20 protein-coding genes and 1 tRNA gene are annotated in these 18,011 nt (G+C 70.3%); 7 read left to right on the forward strand and 14 right to left on the reverse strand.

The window, feature by feature from the left end; translation table 11 throughout:
- Nucleotides 1-72 precede the first annotated feature (72 nt).
- Together OG707_RS20285 and OG707_RS20290 are read right to left on the reverse strand one after the other, a co-directional pair.
- Complete coding sequence (locus OG707_RS20285) at nt 73-2,538, reverse strand: MFS transporter (protein ID WP_329120278.1); 2,466 nt, start codon at nt 2,536-2,538, stop codon at nt 73-75.
- Nucleotides 2,539-2,556: 18 nt separating this feature from the next.
- Complete coding sequence (locus tag OG707_RS20290) at nt 2,557-3,033, reverse strand: MarR family winged helix-turn-helix transcriptional regulator (RefSeq protein WP_329120279.1); 477 nt, start codon at nt 3,031-3,033, stop codon at nt 2,557-2,559.
- 190 nt (nt 3,034-3,223) lie between these two features.
- On the opposite strand from OG707_RS20290, the gene OG707_RS20295 reads away from it, so the two are divergent.
- On the forward strand, nt 3,224-3,448 hold the full coding sequence (locus OG707_RS20295; RefSeq protein ID WP_329120281.1) for a hypothetical protein: 225 nt from the start codon (nt 3,224-3,226) through the stop codon (nt 3,446-3,448).
- Between the two features lie 7 nt (nt 3,449-3,455).
- Here the strand turns inward: OG707_RS20295 and OG707_RS20300 are convergent, their stop codons facing one another.
- The 6 genes from OG707_RS20300 to OG707_RS20325 all read right to left on the reverse strand — a co-directional run bounded on the left by OG707_RS20300 (nt 3,456) and on the right by OG707_RS20325 (nt 8,506).
- Complete coding sequence (locus tag OG707_RS20300; RefSeq protein WP_329120283.1) at nt 3,456-4,190, reverse strand: hypothetical protein; 735 nt, start codon at nt 4,188-4,190, stop codon at nt 3,456-3,458.
- Between the two features lie 48 nt (nt 4,191-4,238).
- Nucleotides 4,239-5,114, reverse strand: a complete 876-nt coding sequence (locus tag OG707_RS20305) for an RNA polymerase sigma factor SigF (protein WP_329120285.1) — start codon at nt 5,112-5,114, stop codon at nt 4,239-4,241.
- Nucleotides 5,115-5,334: 220 nt separating this feature from the next.
- A complete protein-coding gene (locus OG707_RS20310; protein ID WP_329120287.1) occupies nt 5,335-6,165 on the reverse strand; it encodes an RNA polymerase sigma factor SigF in 831 nt (276 codons plus the stop codon).
- Between the two features lie 169 nt (nt 6,166-6,334).
- Nucleotides 6,335-6,628, reverse strand: a complete 294-nt coding sequence (locus OG707_RS20315; RefSeq protein WP_329120290.1) for a Dabb family protein — start codon at nt 6,626-6,628, stop codon at nt 6,335-6,337.
- Nucleotides 6,629-6,646: 18 nt separating this feature from the next.
- Entirely contained in the window at nt 6,647-6,808 is a 162-nt protein-coding gene (locus tag OG707_RS20320; protein ID WP_329120292.1) for a hypothetical protein, read from the reverse strand.
- Between the two features lie 336 nt (nt 6,809-7,144).
- On the reverse strand, nt 7,145-8,506 hold the full coding sequence (locus OG707_RS20325; protein ID WP_329127891.1) for an LCP family protein: 1,362 nt from the start codon (nt 8,504-8,506) through the stop codon (nt 7,145-7,147).
- Nucleotides 8,507-8,801: 295 nt separating this feature from the next.
- Between OG707_RS20325 and OG707_RS20330 the strand changes: the two genes are divergently transcribed.
- Together OG707_RS20330 and OG707_RS20335 are read left to right on the forward strand one after the other, a co-directional pair.
- Entirely contained in the window at nt 8,802-9,359 is a 558-nt protein-coding gene (locus OG707_RS20330; protein WP_329120294.1) for an RNA polymerase sigma factor, read from the forward strand.
- Nucleotides 9,356-10,369 (forward strand): CU044_5270 family protein, encoded by a 1,014-nt coding sequence (locus tag OG707_RS20335; protein ID WP_329120296.1) that lies wholly within the window; start codon nt 9,356-9,358, stop codon nt 10,367-10,369. The genes OG707_RS20330 and OG707_RS20335 overlap by 4 nt, the downstream gene beginning before the upstream one ends.
- 53 nt (nt 10,370-10,422) lie before the next feature.
- On the opposite strand, the gene OG707_RS20340 is transcribed toward OG707_RS20335, so the two are convergent.
- The 4 genes from OG707_RS20340 to OG707_RS20355 all read right to left on the reverse strand — a co-directional run bounded on the left by OG707_RS20340 (nt 10,423) and on the right by OG707_RS20355 (nt 12,013).
- Nucleotides 10,423-10,507, reverse strand: a tRNA-Ser gene (locus OG707_RS20340).
- 70 nt (nt 10,508-10,577) lie between these two features.
- Nucleotides 10,578-11,054 (reverse strand): tRNA adenosine(34) deaminase TadA, encoded by a 477-nt coding sequence (gene tadA / locus OG707_RS20345; protein ID WP_329120298.1) that lies wholly within the window; start codon nt 11,052-11,054, stop codon nt 10,578-10,580.
- Nucleotides 11,055-11,056: 2 nt separating this feature from the next.
- Nucleotides 11,057-11,593 (reverse strand): tRNA adenosine deaminase-associated protein, encoded by a 537-nt coding sequence (locus OG707_RS20350; protein ID WP_329127892.1) that lies wholly within the window; start codon nt 11,591-11,593, stop codon nt 11,057-11,059.
- A gap of 144 nt (nt 11,594-11,737) precedes the next feature.
- Complete coding sequence (locus OG707_RS20355) at nt 11,738-12,013, reverse strand: hypothetical protein (RefSeq protein ID WP_443071358.1); 276 nt, start codon at nt 12,011-12,013, stop codon at nt 11,738-11,740.
- On the opposite strand from OG707_RS20355, the gene upp reads away from it, so the two are divergent.
- Nucleotides 12,002-12,637 (forward strand): uracil phosphoribosyltransferase, encoded by a 636-nt coding sequence (upp, locus tag OG707_RS20360; RefSeq protein WP_329120301.1) that lies wholly within the window; start codon nt 12,002-12,004, stop codon nt 12,635-12,637. The two genes, OG707_RS20355 and upp, sit on opposite strands and share 12 nt — an antisense overlap.
- Nucleotides 12,638-12,658: 21 nt before the next feature.
- Here the strand turns inward: upp and OG707_RS20365 are convergent, their stop codons facing one another.
- The gene (locus OG707_RS20365) at nt 12,659-13,315 is read right to left on the reverse strand and encodes a LytR C-terminal domain-containing protein (RefSeq protein WP_329120303.1); all 657 of its coding nucleotides are present in this window, start codon (nt 13,313-13,315) and stop codon (nt 12,659-12,661) included.
- A gap of 114 nt (nt 13,316-13,429) precedes the next feature.
- Nucleotides 13,430-13,726, reverse strand: a complete 297-nt coding sequence (locus OG707_RS20370; protein ID WP_329120304.1) for a type II toxin-antitoxin system VapB family antitoxin — start codon at nt 13,724-13,726, stop codon at nt 13,430-13,432.
- 96 nt (nt 13,727-13,822) lie between these two features.
- Between OG707_RS20370 and OG707_RS20375 the strand changes: the two genes are divergently transcribed.
- From OG707_RS20375 to OG707_RS20385, 3 genes are all read left to right on the forward strand, one after another.
- A complete protein-coding gene (locus OG707_RS20375) occupies nt 13,823-15,508 on the forward strand; it encodes a helicase HerA-like domain-containing protein (RefSeq protein WP_329120306.1) in 1,686 nt (561 codons plus the stop codon).
- Nucleotides 15,509-15,617: 109 nt separating this feature from the next.
- Complete coding sequence (locus OG707_RS20380; protein ID WP_329120308.1) at nt 15,618-16,733, forward strand: hypothetical protein; 1,116 nt, start codon at nt 15,618-15,620, stop codon at nt 16,731-16,733.
- Nucleotides 16,730-17,950 carry a hypothetical protein gene (locus OG707_RS20385; protein ID WP_329120310.1) on the forward strand — a complete coding sequence of 407 codons (1,221 nt, stop codon included), beginning with the start codon at nt 16,730-16,732 and terminating at the stop codon, nt 17,948-17,950. Before OG707_RS20380 ends, OG707_RS20385 begins: the two co-directional genes overlap by 4 nt.
- Nucleotides 17,951-18,011: the final 61 nt, after the last annotated feature.

Raw genomic sequence — 18,011 nt, forward strand, 5'->3', positions numbered from 1 at the left:
GCGAAACCCCGGAGGGGTGGTGGACACGGGCCGTCCCCTGTCCATGGCCACCACCCCTCCGGGGCAGTCCAACTACTCGCCGGGGTGGGCGAGTTCGATGTCGTGGCCGTCGACGCCGCGTCCCGCGACGCTCAACGAGCCTGCGACCGGCGGGTATCCGGTCGCGATGACCGTGTACTCGCCCGAGGTGAGGTCGGCGAAGGCGTACGCCCCGTCGTCCCCGGTGGTGGCGGAGGCGACGACGTTCCCGGCTGCGTCCACCAGCGTGACCCGCGCGTCGGGCAGCGGGCGCCGGTCGGCCCCGCCGCGTACGACGCCCTGGACGAGCGCGCCCGACTGGAGCAGCGCCTCGATACGGGTGACGCCCTGGCCGCCGATCTCCACCGGCAGCGCGAGGGGCCGGTGGCCGGTCGCGTTGACGGCGATCGTCACCGAGCCGGGGACCAGGTCGCCGAAGGTGAAGTCGCCCTGCGCACCGGACTTACCGGTGGCCAGGACGTCACCGCGGACATCCGTGACGACGACCATCGCGCCCTCGATCGGCGCACCGCCCTCGGCCGCCTTCACGACACCGGCGAGGCCGCTCGTGCCCGACAGGAGGATGTCGTAGTGCAGCTCGTCGCCGCCCACGACGACCGTGGAGGCCTGCGGCTGAAAGCCGTCCGCCGAGGCGATCAGGACGTACGAACCCGAGCCCGGCGCACCGACCTCGTAGCCGCCGTCGCCCTGGGCCACCGCACGGCCCAACTGCCGCCCGGAGAGCGAGATCAGCGTGACCGCGGCCCCGCCGACGGCCGCGCCCTCGGCGGCGCGGACGATCCCGCGGATGGGGGTGGAGTCGGGTACGGACTGCATCGGCATCGTCTCCTCGGCCTGCACGGCCTTCTCGACAGAAACGGCGGGGGCCGGAACAGCGGCGACCGGGGCCACGGCCTCAGCCGGAGCCGCCTTCTCCCCCACCGGGCGGGTCCTGAGCGCGACCTCCTTGATGAACAGCGTCATCAGGAGAGCGAGCAGCGCGCAGGGCGCCGCGATCAGGAAGACATCGGCCACACCGTGTCCGTACGCACTCTCGATGACCGTGCGCAGCGGGGCGGGCAGCACCTTCAGATCGGGGATCGCACCGCTGGACAGGGCTCCGGAGCCGGCGCCGCCGCCCTGCGGGCCGAGGTCCGCGAGGCCGTCCTTGACGTAGTGCGTGACCCGGTTGGCCATGATCGCGCCGAGCGCCGAGACGCCGACGGCACCGCCGAGGGAGCGGAAGAACGTGACGGTGGAGGAGGCCGAGCCGAGGTCCTCGGGGGCCACCTGGTTCTGGGTGGCGAGGACGAGGTTCTGCATCATCATGCCGATGCCGAGACCCATCAGCGCCATGAAGATCGCGAGGCGCCAGTACGGGGTGTCGTACCGCATCGTGGAGAGCAGCCCCAGCCCCGCGGTCAGCAGCACACCGCCGCTGACCAGCCAGGCCTTCCAGCGGCCTGTCTTGGTGATGAACTGGCCCGAGACGGTCGAGGAGATGAAGAGCCCGCCGATCATGGGGATCGTCATCACACCGGACATCGTCGGCGACTTGCCGCGCGCCAGCTGGAAGTACTGGCTGAAGAAGACCGTGCCGGTGAACATGCCGACACCGACGAAGAGCGAGGCGATCGAGGCGAGGGTGATCGTCTTGTTGCGGAAGAGCCGCAGCGGAATGATCGGTTCCTTGGCCTTGGACTCGACCAGGACGAACAGCAGCCCGAGCAGGATCGAGCCGCCGACCATGGCGTAGGTCTGCCAGGAGATCCAGTCGTACTTGTTGCCCGCGAAGGTCACCCAGACCAGCAGCAGCGAGACGGCCGCGGCGACGAAGAACGCGCCGCCCCAGTCGACCTTGACGTCGCGCTTGGTGACCGGGAGCTTCAGGGTCTTCTGCAGCACGATCAGCGCGATGATCGCGAACGGAACGCCGACGTAGAAGCACCAGCGCCAGCCGAGCCAGCTGGTGTCGGTGATCACACCGCCGAGCAGCGGTCCGCCGACGGTCGCGACTGCGAAGGTCGCGCCGAGGTAGCCGGAGTACCGCCCGCGCTCGCGCGGGGAGATCATCGCGGCCATCACGATCTGCGCGAGGGCGGAGAGACCGCCGACGCCGATGCCCTGGACGACACGGCAGGCGATGAGCATGCCGGAGTTCTGCGAGAGCCCGGCGACGACCGAGCCCGTGACGTAGATGATCAGTGCTATCTGGACGAGCAGCTTCTTGCTGAACAGGTCGGAGAGCTTGCCCCAGAGCGGGGTGGTCGCCGTCATCGCGAGCAGGGACGCGGTGACGACCCAGGTGTACGAGGACTGGCTGCCGTGCAGGTCGGAGACGATCCGAGGCAGGGCGTTGGTGACGATCGTCGACGACAGGATGGCGACGAACATGCCGAGCAGCAGCCCGGACAACGCCTCCATGATCTGCCGGTGAGTCATCGGTTCGCCGTCGGGAGTGTGATGGCCCCCGTGCTTGGCGTGACCGGCCCGCACACCGGCTGGTGTGGTCGTAGCCATGGAAATCCTTGTCTGTGCTTAAACGGGTGTACGGGTGTCGAGGTCGTGATGCGGCGGCAGGGCGCGGGCCTTGCAGTCGAAGCTGTGGCGCAGGCGCGCGAGCATCACGTTGAGTTCTCCGACTTCGTCGTCGGACCAGTCGTCCAGGGTGTGGGCGAGCGTGTCGATGGAGCGCTGGGAGAGGACGCCGAGCATGTCCTGGCCGGCGGCGGTGAGCCGCAGGATGCGCGAGCGCTTGTCGGCGGGGTCCGGGGACCGCTCGATCCAACCGCGCTCGGCCGCATGGGCCACATGACGGCTGGTCACCGACATGTCCACGGCGAGCAGCTCGGCGAGCCTGCTCATACGCATTTCCCCGTGTTGGTCGATGAGGGTGAGCGCGGCGGCCGAGCCGGAAGGGCAGTGGGCCGGGAGGGCTCGTGCGAGGCCGCGCTTCACGGCGCCGATGGCACTGAGCTGCCGGGCCAGTTCTTCGTACTGACTCTGCGCTGCCATGACACCCCCATATGTTGTTGCTTAAGGCAACCGTAAAGGCTGTTGGTTGCTGCAGGCAAATGAAATGGGGGTGAGAAAGGCAAAGTAAAGCCAAAGAATTCGCAAGTGCAAGGTCAACGAGGTGGGGGTCCGGTGAGCAGATCACGCCAGGGGTTGGGCAGGCCTCACAGGTTCGCTAGGGTCCTGCTTCATGGCACACAACCCCCAAGCGCCCCAAGGCCCCGAGGGCAACTACGACCCGGCGGGCTCCACCCAGATGTTCCGCGCCTTCGTCGACGAGGGCGCGCCGCAGCAGGCCCAGCGCTCGCAGCCCGCAGCGCCGCTGCAGCAGTCAGGATCGAAGACGGGGCTGATCATCGGCGTCGTCGTGGCGATCGTGGTCCTGGCGGCAGTCGCCTGGCTCGCGCTGGGCTGAGCACGGCTCACTTCCAACTGACGGTCACCGACTGGGTGTCGACGTGCATTCCGATCGGCACCCGCCAGTCGTCCACGCACACGGTGTACGTCTTGGACTTCGTCGCGCCCGCGGCGATCGGCCCCGGCAGCGGCTGCTCGGACTCCCTGGTCGCCCAGTCCACGCCGAGTGCGCCGATGATGTGCGTCGCGAAGGTGACCGTGCCCGAACTCACCGCTGATCCACCGGTGTTGCTGAACCGCACGGTCACCTTTTCGCACCACCGCTGAGTGGCGTCGGCGAGCACGGGGTCGGAAACGCTGAGCACGGCGGGCCCTGCGGGCGCGGAGGGCGTACTGGACCCGGGCGCGGCCGGGGTCGAGCTGCTTCCTCCCGTGGCGGGGGGCGCCGAGGCCGTACTGCCGCCCGCGCCGCCACCCGTACCGCCGCCACCGCCGGACGCAGGCGTTTTCCCCGTCGCCGGGTCACCGCTGTCCGGCGCGGAAGCCGAAGAAGAGGACTCCGAGCCCTTGCCGGCGCTGCCCGGCGTACGGGACGCAGCTCCGCCCCCGTCGAGCGGTACGAGCACGACCTTGCCGGTCGGCGGCACGGCCCGCGTGGGCCCGTCAGCAGTCCCGGACCCCACGGCACCGACCGCCACGTACCCGCTGCCGCTCCCCCCGCCACAGGCGGCGAGCAGCCCGCCGAGGCAGAGGGTGGCAGCGGAGGCGGCAAGGACCGCGTGCAGCTGTTGACGTCGCATCGCGCCAGTGTGTCTGACGCCCCGTCAATTCGGAACCCCGTATGGCTCCTAGTCCCCGATCAGACCCTCCCGCAGCTGCGAAAGCGTCCTCGTCAGCAGCCGCGAGACATGCATCTGCGAGATGCCGACCTCCTCGCCGATCTGCGACTGCGTCATGTTCGCGAAGAACCGCAGCATGATGATCTGGCGCTCGCGCGGCGGCAGTTTGGCCAGCAGCGGCTTCAGGGACTCGCGGTACTCCACGCCCTCCAGCGCCGTGTCCTCGTACCCCAGACGGTCCGCCAGGGACCCCTCGCCGCCGTCGTCCTCGGGCGAGGGCGAGTCGAGCGAGGACGCCGTGTACGCGTTGCCGACGGCCAGGCCGTCGACGACGTCCTCCTCCGACACCCCCAGTACGGCGGCGAGTTCGGGCACGGTCGGCGAGCGGTCCAGCTTCTGGGCCAGCTCGTCGCTCGCCTTCGTCAGCGCGAGCCGCAGCTCCTGCAGCCGGCGCGGGACCCGCACCGACCACGACGTGTCGCGGAAGAAGCGCTTGATCTCACCGACGACGGTCGGCATCGCGAACGTCGGGAATTCCACGCCGCGTTCGCAGTCGAAGCGGTCGATCGCCTTGATCAGGCCGATCGTTCCGACCTGGACGATGTCCTCCATCGGCTCGTTGCGGCTGCGGAACCGCGCCGCGGCATAACGCACCAGCGGCAGATTGAGCTCGATCAGTGTGTCCCGTACGTACGTCTTCTCCGGGCTGTCCGTGTCGAGGGTGGCAAGCCTCAGGAACAGGGAGCGGGACAGAGTGCGGGTGTCGATGGCGCCGGTGCTCGGCAACTCCGAGCCGCTGAGCGCCTGCTGCTGCTTCTGCTGCAGCGGCGCGGGCTCGGGCTTCGTGAGCGTGAGCACCTTCGAGCTGCCCTGTTCTGCGGACATGCCACCCCCTTGAGGTCGCGGACGGTCGCGGCGGACGCTCCCGTCGGAGGAACGCAGCCTCCACCTGAATACCGGTTGGGGGGCCGCGGCAAACTCGGTTCCAGCAGAATGTCACATGTCGGCAACACGCTGTAGCGCCAAGTCGACATATCTGCGCAGGAAAGAGGGGGTGTGCGGCTTTTAAGCCTTTGAAGCGTTTGGTCCGGATCACTCGATCCGGTTATGCCTCGATCCTGTTTGCGGATCGCAGCCGCGCGAAGCTTCTGGCCAGCAAACGCGAGACGTGCATCTGGGAGACGCCCAATTCCTGGCTGATCTGCGACTGCGTGAGATTGCTGTAGTACCGCAGCATCAGAATCCGCTGCTCGCGCTCGGGCAGCTGTACGAGCAGATGCCGGACCAGATCCCGGTGTTCGACCCCGGCGAGCGCCGGATCCTCGAAGCCGAGCCGGTCGAGCAGCCCCGGCATCCCCTCGCCCTCCTGGGCGGCTTCGAGCGACTGTGCGTGGTACGAACGTCCGGCCTCGATGCACGCCAGTACGTCGTCCTCGGAGATCTTCAGCCGGTCGGCGATCTCCGCCGTCGTGGGCGACCGCCCGTGCATCGTGGTGAGGTCCTCGGTCGCGCCGGTGACCTGCACCCAGAGCTCGTGGAGCCGCCTCGGCACATGCACGGTCCGTACGTTGTCCCGGAAGTAGCGCTTGATCTCGCCGACGACGGTCGGCATCGCGAAGGTCGGGAACTGCACCCCGCGGTCCGGGTCGAACCGGTCGATGGCGTTGATCAGGCCGATCGTTCCGACCTGGACGACGTCCTCCATCGGCTCGTTGCGGCTGCGGAACCGGGCGGCGGCGTACCGCACGAGCGGGATGTTGGCCTCGATGAGCGCCCCGCGCACCCGTGAGTGCTCCGGACTCCCCGGCTCCAGCCCCTTGAGCTGGCCGAAGAGCACCTGGGTCAGGGCTCTGGTGTCGGCGCCCCGGCTCCGCGCGGGGGTGGTGGGTGCGGGCTCGGTCTGGAGCGGCACCTCGGGCGCAGTACTGGCCGGCACGGTCAACGCCACCCCTTAATCGGTCAATTCATCCGTCAAAAGCGGTCATAGCATCACAAGACATGTCCACTGTGTGCAAGCACCGCATAACGTCGTGTTGAAGGCGAGTTGAGGCGTAGATATGCAAAAAACCCCGCCCGGTAAGGGGCGGGGTCGGCAGTGCGAGGGGTCAGAACGGGTAGTCGGCGATCACCCACGTGGCGAACTCGCGCCACTGTCCTGCGGCTGCCTGATGGGCCGGGTGCTCGATGTAGCGCTTCAGCGCATCGGCGTCCGCCACGGCAGAGTTGATCGCGAAGTCGTAGGCGATGGGCCGGTCCGTGATGTTCCAGGCGCACTCCCAGAACTCCACCTCCTCGATCAGGTCTCCCAGCTCGGCGAAGGCCTTCGCGCCGGCGACCGCGCGCGGGTCGTCGCGCCCGACGCCCTCGTTGAGCTTGAAGAGGACCAGATGGCGGATCACGGGGACTCCTTAGCGGGTTCAGCTCACCAGTTCGGTCATGAACTGGCCGACGCCTTTTGCGGCATTTGACACGCCTTCGAACCCTACCTGTACGAGATCAGCCGATCTGGCCGGTGATGTGATGATCGTGTACAGGACGAAGACAACGAGAACATAGAGAATGATCTTCTTCGCTGGCACTGCTCGGCCCTGCCCTCCCTGCGGTCCCCTTGCTGCAGTCGCGAGAGTCTATCCGTACACGCCCTTTAGGGACCAAGGACCCATGGATCAAGGCCCTTTGCCGTAAGGGACACCGTCCTGCCAGGGGCAGGATTGAACCCGAGCCCGGCGGATCTGGCAGGAATGCGCAGGGCTCCATGGAACAGGGGCCTCACTGCGGGGCCCGTGCCGCATCGCTTCCCCCTGACTGCGGCCCGGGCTTGTAGGTCCCGTTCTCGTCGGGGGGAGCGGTTTTGTCCCCCCGATGCCGCTTCCCCCGTCCTACTCTTTTCTGCGCCTTCCGGCTAGGTGTGACAGCTAGCCGAAGGTGAGGTTCGAGCAGGGGTTGTCGTCCGCCGAGCGGGCCTTGTCCGAGGCGGCGGGCGCCGGCGTCGTCCCGTACGAACCACCCAGCACCAGACTCAGCCCCGCCCCCGTGGTCGCCTCCAGGCGCGCGTCGGGGAAGAGCGCGGCCACCGTCTTGGCGTGCTCCTTCTCGCCCGGCCCGTATTCGACGAGCGTCGTGGCGTGGTCCTGGCTGCGCGCCGTCGCGACCGAACCCACCGTGAACCCGGACGCGCGCAGCGTGACCGCCGCCTTCGCGGCGAGGCCCTTGGTGAGCGTGCCGTTGTAGACGGCGACGACGATGCCCTCGCCCGACACCGAGGCCGACGGTGAGGGCGAAGCGGTCGCGGACGTGGTGGGAGAGGGGGAGCCCAGCGGCCGGTCCGCCTTCAGCGAGGCCCACAGCCGGTCGGCGTCCGGCTCGACGACGGCGACGCGCTCGCCCTCGTAACGCCAGGGAATCGTCACGAACTTGGTGTTGTGCAGATCGATGCCCTTCATGGACATCGCGAAGGAGATCATCTTGTCGGCCGAGCCCAGACCGGGGTCGACGGTCATCGACTTCGTCGCGGCGTTGGCGAGGGGGAGGAGCGTGGTGGGGTTGAGGCCGCCGCTCTTGACCTTCTTGATCAGCGAGGCGACGAAGGCCTGCTGGCGCTTGATGCGGCCGATGTCGGAGCCGTCCCCGATGCCGTGCCTCAACCGTACGTAGTCCAGGGCCTTCTGGCCTTCGACGGTCTGCAGCCCCGCAGGAAACAGCAGATCCCCGCGCGAGCCGCGGTTCGGGCTGAGGTCGCGCTGGTAGATGTCCTTGGGCAGACAGACCTGCACCCCGCCGACCGCCGAGGTCATCCTCGCGAACCCCTCGAAGTCGACGACGACGGTGTGGTCCACCCGCAGCCCCGTCAGCTTCTCGACGGTGTTCTGCGTGCAGGCCGGATTCCCCTTCTCCGTCTCGCCCACCGAGAAGGCCGAGTTGAACATGGTGTCCGGCGCCTCCTCCGTCCACTCCCCGTCCGGAAGCCGGCACGGCGGTACGTCGACGAGCGTGTCCCGCGGCACGGACACGGCGACGGCGTGCTTCCCGTCCCCGTACACATGCAGCAGGAACGCGGTGTCCGAGCGCCCGATGTCGCCCTCCCCGCCGCCCAGGCCCTTGTTGCCGCCCGCGCGCGAGTCGGAGCCGATGACCAGGACGTTCGAGCCCGAGGCGTTCCCCGGCGGCCGGTCACCCGAAATGCCGTCCGCCCCGAAGGTGTTGATGTTGCCGCCGAGCCGGAGATAGACCCACCCGACCCCCGAGACCAGCAGCACCACGAACGCCAGCGTCCCCATGGAGACGGTCCCGGTCTTGCTGCGGCCGCGCACCGGCGCCCCCTTGTGGCTGCGTGCCGCCACGGCGTACCCCTTCGATCATGTACGGACTGACCACCGCCGCCCCGCAGTTGATCCTGCCGGTGCGACCGCGCCCCACATGCCTACCGTATGGCCGGGCTGGTCCCGAATGCGGTCATTCGCGGACAACGGGGTGGCCCCACCGGTGTGATGGTGCGAGGAAGCGAACGCTCGGGCGCCCCGGCGACAAGTACGGGGTGAGGCCGCTGACCATGCGGCGACGACGGGAGGTCCGGTGGAATCGGACGAAGATCTGCTCACCCGCTCGGCGCGGGAGCCTGAGGCGTTCGAACTTTTGGTGGTACGGCACTCGGGGGTGCTGCACGGCTACCTCTCGCGCAGGGCGCCGCACGCCGCGGACGACCTGCTGGCAGAGGTATGGCTGCAGGCCTTCACCGGCCGCGGTACCTACGACGCCGACCGCGGCACCTCACGCACCTGGCTCTTCGGAGTGGCCAGGAACGTACTGTCCGCGCACTGGCGCCGGCGCGACCACGACGGGCACGCGCTCCCCGGCGAGGAGAGGGGCAGCGACCCCTGGCACGCGGTCGACCAGCGGCTGGACGCCGCCGCGGTCGCGCCGCTGATCCGCCGCACCATGGCCGGCCTGCCGGACGTGGAGCGCGAACTGCTGCTGCTGGTCGCCTGGGAGCAGCTCACGCCCACCGAGGCCGCCGCCGTGATGGGCATCCCCGCGGGCACGGCCCGCTCGCGGCTGCACCGCGCCCGGACCCGGCTGCGCGCCGCGCTCGGCACGTCCCCCTTGGTACCCCTGACAGGAGACTTCGCATGACCGAGCACGACGTGGATGTCCTCGACTTCCCCGGCGCCGACCGGCTGCGGGCGGCGGGCGACGTCGCACCGCCGAGCAGCGCGACCGTGTCCGCCGCACTCACGGCCGTACGTGCGGCCGCGGCGCCCGCCCCCGTCCGCGTCCGCCCGCTCCACCGCAGGCGCCGGATCCTGGTCTCCGCGGCGGCGGTCGCGGCCGTCGCGGCCGGCGTGGCCGTGTACCCCGCGATCGGCATCGGGGGCAGCCGGCCGGCGGCGGAGGCGAGTGCGGCGGAGTTCCTCCACGAGATGGCGGACACCGCGGCTGCGAAGCCGGACTCCAGCGCCCCGTACTGGAAGGTGGAGACACGTACCTCGGCCTCCTCCTCTCCCTCAGGCCGGGTGTATCCCACCACGACCCGAACGGAGTGGCTCGGCCGGAACAAGTGGTTCCAGGTGACGGCCGGCAACGATGCGGTCGGGGAGTTCACCGGTCCGGCGAACGGCTGGGCCCTGACGCCCGACGGCCACTGGCTCTCCACGCCGGGCCACCACGTGGCGCAGCCCGGTCGCACCGAGCAGACGTCCTGGTACGTGGGTTCCTCGCCGGTCCCGGAGAAGACCGTCACCTGGGACGAGTTGAAGACCCTCCCGACCGAACCGAAGGCGCTCAGGGCCAAGCTCCTGGGCGACGCCACCGGGCCCCAGGCCGAGCTGGGACTCTTCAACGGCATCGACGCCCTGCTGGCCGACGCACCGGCCGGCCCCCAACTGCGCGCAGCCCTCTACGAGGTGCTCGCCGGCATCCCGGACGTCCACCTGGTCGGCCGGGCCGAGGACAGCACCGGCCGCACGGGAACCGCGGTCGAACTGAAGGCGGGGGCAGGGAGCAGCCGTGTGATCGTCGACCCGAAGACGTCCCAGCTCCTTGAGACGGTCACCGTGACCGCCACCGAGGGCGTCACCGGCAGGACGCGCACGACCTATCTCTCCGCAGGTCCGGCGGACGAGGCTCCGCGCACCACGCACTGATCCGGAACGCACCGAAGGGGCAGACCCATTGGGTCTGCCCCTTCGTTCATCTGCGGTAGCGGAGGGATTTGAACCCTCGGTGAGTTTCCCCACACTCGCTTTCGAGGCGAGCTCCTTCGGCCGCTCGGACACGCTACCGAGAGAGAGCTTAGCCCAAGGTGGGCCGTGGTCTGAAATCGGTATCGGTCTCCCCCGGACCGGCCCGCGATCAGCGGTCCCGGAAGAACGAAGTCAGCTGCGCCGAGCACTCCTCGCCGAGCACACCGTGGATGACCTCGGGCCGGTGATTGAGCCTCCGGTCCCGTACGAGATCCCACAGCGAGCCCGCCGCACCCGCCTTCTCGTCCAGCGCCCCGAAGACCACCCGGTCCACCCGCGACTGCACGAGCGCACCCGCGCACATCACGCACGGCTCCAGGGTCACCACCAGCGTGCAGCCGGTCAGCCGCCACTCGCCGAGCTTCGCCGCCGCCCGCCGCAGCGCCAGGACCTCGGCGTGCGCGGTCGGGTCGCCGGTCGCCTCGCGTTCGTTGTGGCCGGTGGCGAGCAGCGTGCCGTCCGGGGCGAGCAGGACCGCGCCGACCGGCACGTCGCCGGCCCGCGCGGCCTGCTCCGCCTCGTCCAGGGCCAGGCGCATGGGCCCGGTCCAGGGGTCGCGCAGCGGATCGCGGTGCGGGTCGTTCATCTCTATCGGACGGTCTCCAGGACTTCGGCGGCGCCCAGGGCGTCCGCCACGTCGGCGAGCGCGTCCGTACCGAGCGAGAGCAGCGCTTTCTCCTCCAGGCCCAGGTCGGCGAGGATCGTGGTGTCGCCGAGGGGGCCCGCCGGTACGGCGTCCACCTCGTCGACGGCCGTGTCGTCACCGTCCTCGTCGTCGTCGGGCTCTCCGTCCTCCGTGCCGTCGAGGTCGGCGAGCTCTTCCAGGGCGTCCGGATCGGCCGGATCGCGGCCGAGCAGTTCGTCGGTGAGGAGGATCTCCCCGTACGAGGAACGGCTGGCGGCCGCCGCGTCCGAGACGTAGATCCGCGGATCCTCCTCGCCGTCGATGCGGACGACGCCGAACCAGGCGTCCTCCTGTTCGATGACGACAAGAACCGTGTCCTCGTCGACCGAGGCCTCCCGGGCCAGGTCCGTCAGATCCGACAGGGCTTCGACATCGTCGAGCTCCGTGTCGCTCGCTTCCCACCCGTCTTCGGTGCGCGCGAGCAGTGCGGCGAAGTACACCGTGACTCTCCCACTGGTCATAGGTGTGCAGGTCTGTTGGGCGCTCTGAGCCCCGCCCAATGGGAATCGTGGCAGAAACGATGGCTCAGCGAGAGGTCTTCGGCCTCAGGACCTCGTGTCGCCCTCCGGCGGGAGTGCCGGGACCTACCAGCGGAAGGTGCGCATACGCATCTGCTGTCGCAGCCGTGCCACCTTGGCGCGCCTGGGCTGGACCCGGTCGCGCAGCTCCATCGCCTCGGTCCGCTCACGCAGGAACTGGGCCCGGCGGCGCCTCCGCTCGGCGCTGCTCTCCTGGCCCTCCTGCTTGTGCTCGCGCTCCGGCATCTCTGCCACACCACCTCTGCGTCCGTCCCTCTCACCTTCCCCGGACCTGCGGCTTGATGCCAGCGGGCCGGTTACCGTTGTCCTATGCGTATTCATGTCGTCGACCACCCGCTGGTGGCACACAAGCTCACCACGCTGCGCGACAAGCGCACCGACTCCGCCACCTTCCGCCGCCTCGCCGACGAGCTGGTCACCCTGCTCGCGTACGAGGCGACCCGGGACGTGCGCACGGAGGTCGTCGACATCGAGACCCCGGTCACGCCCACGACCGGTGTGAAGCTCTCCTACCCGCGGCCGCTGGTCGTCCCGATCCTGCGCGCCGGTCTCGGCATGCTGGACGGCATGGTGCGGCTGCTGCCGACCGCCGAGGTGGGCTTCCTGGGCATGATCCGTAACGAGGAGACCCTGGAGGCCTCCACGTACGCGACGCGCATGCCCGAGGACCTCTCGGGCCGCCAGGTCTACGTACTGGACCCGATGCTCGCCACCGGCGGCACGCTCGTCGCGGCGATCCGCGAGCTGATCAAGCGCGGCGCCGACGACGTGACCGCCGTCGTGCTCCTCGCGGCGCCCGAGGGCGTCGAGATCATGGAGCGCGAGCTGGCGGGCACGCCGGTGCGGGTCGTGACGGCCTCGATCGACGAGCGGCTCAACGAGCACGGCTACATCGTGCCGGGGCTCGGCGACGCGGGTGACCGGATGTACGGGACGGTCGACTAGCGGGCAGCCGCTAGCGGGCGCTCAGCACTTTCCGGAGGGCGCCGACGAGGGGTGGACCAGAGCGTTCAACGCCTTGTCGGCGTCCTTCTGCGTGTTCAGGGCCTTGAACTCGGTCCCGAGGATCAGGTCGATGTCGCCGGTCTTGCGGGCGTCGGTCTTCTGCTGGGTGCCGGGCAGCTGCGTACCGAGGACGGTGAAGGCGCCCTTGGGAGTGGGGACGGGGCCGACCAGTATCCCGGTCCCGGTCACCTTCTTGTCGTACGCGGCCGGGGCGTTGCCCACCTTGCCGATGTCGAAGCCGCGCTTCCTGAGCTCGTCGGCGGTCGTCTTGGCGAGGCCGCCGCGGGCGGTCGCGTTGTAGACGTTGACCATGATCTTCGCGGGCTTGGGGAGGCTCTTCGCGGGGACCGGGGCCACGGTGGGCTTGGGCGCCGGGGTGACCTTGCAGTCGGGCTTCGGGTCGCCCTTGGCGGCGACGGTCGCGGACTTCTTCGGTCCGCTTCCGGTGAAGACATCGATGAGCTGCAGCGTTCCCCATCCGGCGACGGAGAGGGCGGCCGCTGCGGCCACGATCAGGGCGATCAGCCGGCCGCGGCGCCGGGGGCGTCGCATCCGCGGGTACCTGTCACCCGTGATGCGGTACTTTCCGCCCATGCCGGGGGGTGTGAGCATGCTCATGGGCGCAGCGTAGTGCGGGTCGGCGGCGATGAGTACTAAATGATCATTGACTGGCCGCGGGAAGGGTCAAAAAAGGCCCAAAAGGCTCAGCCCGGATCCGCCTCGGGCTCTGCCTCAGCCGAGTTCGAGCACGCGGGCGTGGAGCACCTGGCGCTGCTGGAGCGCGGCGCGGACCGCGCGGTGCAGTCCGTCCTCCAGGTAGAGGTCGCCCTGCCACTTCACTACGTGGGCGAAGAGGTCGCCGTAGAAGGTCGAGTCCTCGGCGAGCAGCGTTTCGAGGTCCAGCTGGCCCTTGGTGGTCACGAGCTGATCGAGCCGGACCGGGCGCGGCGCGACGTCCGCCCACTGCCGGGTGGATTCCCGGCCGTGGTCGGGGTACGGCCGGCCGCTTCCGATGCGCTTGAAGATCACACGGAAAGCCTACCGGGGAAGCGGCTCCGGGCGCAGCCATGGGGAGGCAGTGCGATGGTGGACAAAGTCCCGCAAACCCGGAATCGGGGGCATGTGATGAGTGACAGTGAGCCGCTGGTGGCACCGGAGGCGCCCGTTCCAGGGGCCGTACCCCCGGAGGCCGCGCCCGCCGCAGCACCCGAGGTGGCAGCGGCGGAGGCCGCGCCCGAAGTCGTACCCGAGAAGGTGACGTCCGCGCCCGCGCTGCCGCAGCCGGCGCTGGAGATCGCGGCCGGATACAGCTTCACCGGACCCGCGCTCGATCTGGGCGCCCTGCTGTGGGACGGGCAGTGCCATGCGGACGCGCAGATCCGTATCCCGCTGTCGATGCTCAACCGGCACGGGCTCGTCGCGGGCGCGACCGGCACCGGCAAGACGAAGACCCTGCAGCTCATCGCCGAGCAGCTCTCGGCCAACGGCGTCCCGGTCTTCCTCGCCGACATCAAGGGCGACGTCTCGGGGATCTCGGCGCCCGGCGAGACCAACGACAAGGTGCAGCAACGGTCCGGCGAGGTCGGGCAGGAGTGGGAGGGCAAGGGCTTCCCGTGCGAGTTCTACGGACTCGGCGGCATCGGCCCCGGCATCCCGCTGCGGGCGACGGTCACCAGCTTCGGTCCCGTACTGCTGTCGAAGGTGCTGCAGCTCAACCAGACGCAGGAGCAGTCGCTCGGCCTGATCTTCCACTACGCGGACACCAAGGGCCTGGAGCTCGTCGACCTGAAGGACCTGCGGGCCGTCGTCGGCTTCCTCGTCTCGGACACGGGCAAGGGCGAACTGAAGGGGATCGGCGGCCTGTCGACGGTCACGGCAGGGGTGATCCTGCGGGCCATCACCGCCTTCGAGCAGCAGGGTGCGAGCGAATTCTTCGGTGAGCCGGAGTTCGACACGAGCGAGCTGATGCGGCTGGCGCAGGACGGGCGCGGCTTGGTGTCGGTGCTCGAACTGCCCGCCGTACAGGACAAACCGCAGCTCTTCTCGACGTTCCTGATGTGGCTGCTCGCCGATCTGTACGGGCGGCTGCCCGAGGTCGGGGACCTGGACCGGCCCAAGCTCGTCTTCTTCTTCGACGAGGCGCATCTGCTCTTCAACGGCGCCTCGAAGGCCTTCCTGGAGTCGATCACGCAGACCGTACGGCTGATCCGCTCGAAGGGCGTCGGCATCTTCTTCGTCACCCAGACGCCGAAGGACGTACCGGCGGACGTGCTGGCGCAGCTCGGCAACCGGGTGCAGCACGCGCTGCGCGCGTTCACGCCGGACGACGCGAAGGCGCTCAAGGCGACGGTGAAGACCTTCCCCAACTCCCCTTACGACCTGGAGGAGTTGCTGACGGGTCTCGGCACGGGCGAGGCGGTCATCACCGTGCTGAGCGAGAAGGGCGCCCCGACGCCGGTGGCCGCGACGCGGCTGCGTGCGCCGGAGTCGCTGATGGGGCCGATCGACGCGGGCGCACTGGACCAGGCGGTCAAGGCGTCGCTGCTGTACGGGCGTTACGCGGAGGCGGTCGACCGCGAGTCGGCGTTCGAGAAGCTCACCGCCGAACAGCAGGCGGCGGAAGCGGCGGCGATCCAGGCGGCCGAGGCGGCCGCGGCGGAGAAGGAGGCGGCGAAGGCGCCGAAGAAGCAGGACGCGTCGATCGCCCAACAGGTGGTGGGCAGCGGGATGTTCGCGTCGCTGGCGCGGTCGATCGGGACGCAGCTCGGACGGGAGATCTCGCGGTCGATCTTCGGGACGCGCAAGCGCTGAGGGCGCCGGTAATTGGCTTGTGCGGGTGTGGTCGCCGTGGCGATGATGCCCGCATGAGCCTTTTTCTGAGTGACGTTTTCGACCGGAAGGGCGGCCACCGCCCCGAGAGGTGAGCGGCGCGGACGCCCGGTGGGGCGCGCGCTGGGCGGCTGTGCAGGCCGCCGGTATCGAGGGATCGGCGGCCGGGTTGGCCCGGCTGCCCTGTGGCCCTGAGCGGATTCTGCTGGCGCAGGCCTGCCTTCAGTACGTACGGCTTCATGAGCGCTCCGAGGCGGGCGACGCCCTCGTCGCGCGGTTGCGCGGCGACGGGCAGGCCGAGGTCCGGCTCGCCGCGCATCTGACCGCCCTGCACACGCTGCCGCCCGGGCGGGCGGCGGAGGCCGAGGCGGGGGTGGTCGCGGAGCTGGGCGCGGCGGGATCGTCCGTGGGGTCGTGGTCGGTGGGGGAGGTGTGGGGCGACGCGTACGGGCGCCACGACGCGCCCCGGCCCCGCGACCTCTTCCGGCGGGCTGCTGAGCTGCTGGTGGACCCGGATCCTGTACGGCGTCGGGTCGGGCTGGATCTGAGCCGGGTCGCGTTGTGCGAGTGGCGGGCCGCGCCGGAGTGGCTGAGCAGTGGGTGGGTCCGGATGTTCGACGACCCTGTGGCTGAACTCCGGTCTGACGCAAAGGCGTTGGTGGGGTTGTCGCGGGCTGCGAGCCGGCGGGCCGCCGACCCTCGCGTGCCGGTGCCGCCGCCCTGCGAGGTGCGGGTGCCGGTCGCGGTCGAACCCCGTGACGCCGAGGCCTGCTTGGCCTCCCGGCCGGTGGACGCGAGCCGCCTTCCGCCCCGGATGTTCCATGCGCTCCTCGATCGGGGGCCGCTGTCGGAGCGGCAGATCGCGCAGCTCCGCCACCAGGTCTTCACCCGTCCGTCCGCCGGGCAGGCGCGCCATGCGCGGGCCTGGTGGCGGCATGCGGGGGAGGCTTCGGCGCCCGTACTGCTTCCGCTGCTGCCGCAGTACTTCGCCGACACCGCCCTGCTGGGCATCGACGCCCTGGAGTGCCTGGCCGCGATGGGGCGGTTCGCCGCGCCCGCCCTCGGCGCGCTGGATGCGTTCCTGGCCGGGGAGCGGATCGCCGTACGGCACCGGGGCAGCCCCGAGAGCGATCTGCAGGCCGACGAACTCCTCGTAGAAACAGCACAGTTCACTCGTCGACACATCATGGAGGACACCGAACGATGACCATCCAAGAGCTCCGCGCCCGCGCCGCCGACACCTCCGCCGCCGAACTCGCCCCGCTCACCGAGCAGGTGGCGCGCGAGGCCGGCATGGACGATCTCGCCGCCGCGGCCGCCGCGCTGGCCGCCGCACCCGGTGGGGTGCAGGAGCTGTACGACTACGGGTACGCCTGCGTGGAGCGGGGGGCGTCCTTCCTGGCCGTACCGGCACTGACCGAGGCGCTGCGGCTCGCGCCCGGGACGCGCGGGATCCTCATCGAGCTGGTCGCGGCGCTGGAGCGGGAGGGGCGGCACGCGGAGGCGTACGCGCTGCTGAAGGAGAGCGGGGCGGGCGGGCTGCGCGACTGGCCCGACCGGTATCTGCTGGCCCACAACGCCCTGATGGCAGGGGAGTTGAGCGCGGCGAGCGAGGCCGTGGGGCTGCTCGCGGCGCCCGAGGACGCGGTCTGGGAGGGCGCCCACGCACGCATACGGCGGACCGTCGGACGGGCCGACGCCGTGCGCGGGAGCGCCGCCCCGCTCGGCGGGCGGGATCTGCGCGGCTGGCACTACGTACTGACCGGCGGGGTGCTGGCGACGCTCTCGCCGTACGGGTACGACGCCGGCATGAACGGGCGGTACGCCTTCCTCCAGGACAGCCCGGGCGCCTGCCGCCACGGGCTCCGCCGGCTGGGGCTGGTGCTGCACGCCGCCGGGCTGCGCCCCCGTTCCGTGTCCCTGCTGCCCGACCGCTCCAGCCGCATTCTGGGGCTTGCGGCCGCCGGGGTGCTGGGGGTGCCCGCGCAGGAGTACCGCCCGGGGAACGCGGACACGGTGGTCGTCGCGTACGACCTGAACGACGTCGACGAGACGGTGCTGGCCGCGCTGCGGGAACGTACCCCCGGCGAGGTGCTCTACGAGCGCGCCACCTGCTGGACCGACCCGCCCGCCGTCTCCGCCGACATGAGTGGACTGCTGGCGCAGCACTGCATCGAGCCCTGGGGCGAGCGGCTGCACGTGGACGGGCGGCTCCCGGCGGACGCGCGCCCGGCGGAGGAGATCGCCGCGGACATCCTCGCGGCGGAGGAGGACCGCGACGAGGGCGACGGAGCGACCCCGCCGGACCCGGACGAGGCGCTGGCCGCCTTCGCGGGACTGGCCCGGCAGGGCGGGCGGTGGCCGGACGGGCCGCGTGAGCGGGTGGCGTCCTCCGGGCCGGTGGGGAGCGGGCGGTTCGCCTAGGTCCTGTAGGTCCTGCCCGGCGGAATTGTGGTGCGGGGGCGATTCGGGGGCTCATAGACTC

The organism is Streptomyces sp. NBC_01465 (genome assembly GCF_036227325.1).
GTDB lineage: Bacteria > Actinomycetota > Actinomycetes > Streptomycetales > Streptomycetaceae > Streptomyces.

Excerpts from the sequence above, each read along its gene's own strand:
- OG707_RS20285 (WP_329120278.1), bottom strand. The coding sequence starts at position 2,538 with ATGGCTACGACCACACCAGCCGGTGTGCGGGCCGGTCACGCCAAGCAC.
- OG707_RS20290 (WP_329120279.1), bottom strand. The coding sequence starts at position 3,033 with ATGGCAGCGCAGAGTCAGTACGAAGAACTGGCCCGGCAGCTCAGTGCC.
- OG707_RS20295 (WP_329120281.1), top strand. The coding sequence starts at position 3,224 with ATGGCACACAACCCCCAAGCGCCCCAAGGCCCCGAGGGCAACTACGAC.
- OG707_RS20300 (WP_329120283.1), bottom strand. The coding sequence starts at position 4,190 with ATGCGACGTCAACAGCTGCACGCGGTCCTTGCCGCCTCCGCTGCCACC.
- OG707_RS20305 (WP_329120285.1), bottom strand. The coding sequence starts at position 5,114 with ATGTCCGCAGAACAGGGCAGCTCGAAGGTGCTCACGCTCACGAAGCCC.
- OG707_RS20325 (WP_329127891.1), bottom strand. The coding sequence starts at position 8,506 with ATGGGGACGCTGGCGTTCGTGGTGCTGCTGGTCTCGGGGGTCGGGTGG.
- OG707_RS20335 (WP_329120296.1), top strand. The coding sequence starts at position 9,356 with ATGACCGAGCACGACGTGGATGTCCTCGACTTCCCCGGCGCCGACCGG.
- tadA (WP_329120298.1), bottom strand. The coding sequence starts at position 11,054 with ATGAACGACCCGCACCGCGATCCGCTGCGCGACCCCTGGACCGGGCCC.
- upp (WP_329120301.1), top strand. The coding sequence starts at position 12,002 with ATGCGTATTCATGTCGTCGACCACCCGCTGGTGGCACACAAGCTCACC.
- OG707_RS20355 (WP_443071358.1), bottom strand. The coding sequence starts at position 12,013 with ATGAATACGCATAGGACAACGGTAACCGGCCCGCTGGCATCAAGCCGC.
- OG707_RS20365 (WP_329120303.1), bottom strand. The coding sequence starts at position 13,315 with ATGAGCATGCTCACACCCCCCGGCATGGGCGGAAAGTACCGCATCACG.
- OG707_RS20375 (WP_329120306.1), top strand. The coding sequence starts at position 13,823 with ATGAGTGACAGTGAGCCGCTGGTGGCACCGGAGGCGCCCGTTCCAGGG.
- OG707_RS20385 (WP_329120310.1), top strand. The coding sequence starts at position 16,730 with ATGACCATCCAAGAGCTCCGCGCCCGCGCCGCCGACACCTCCGCCGCC.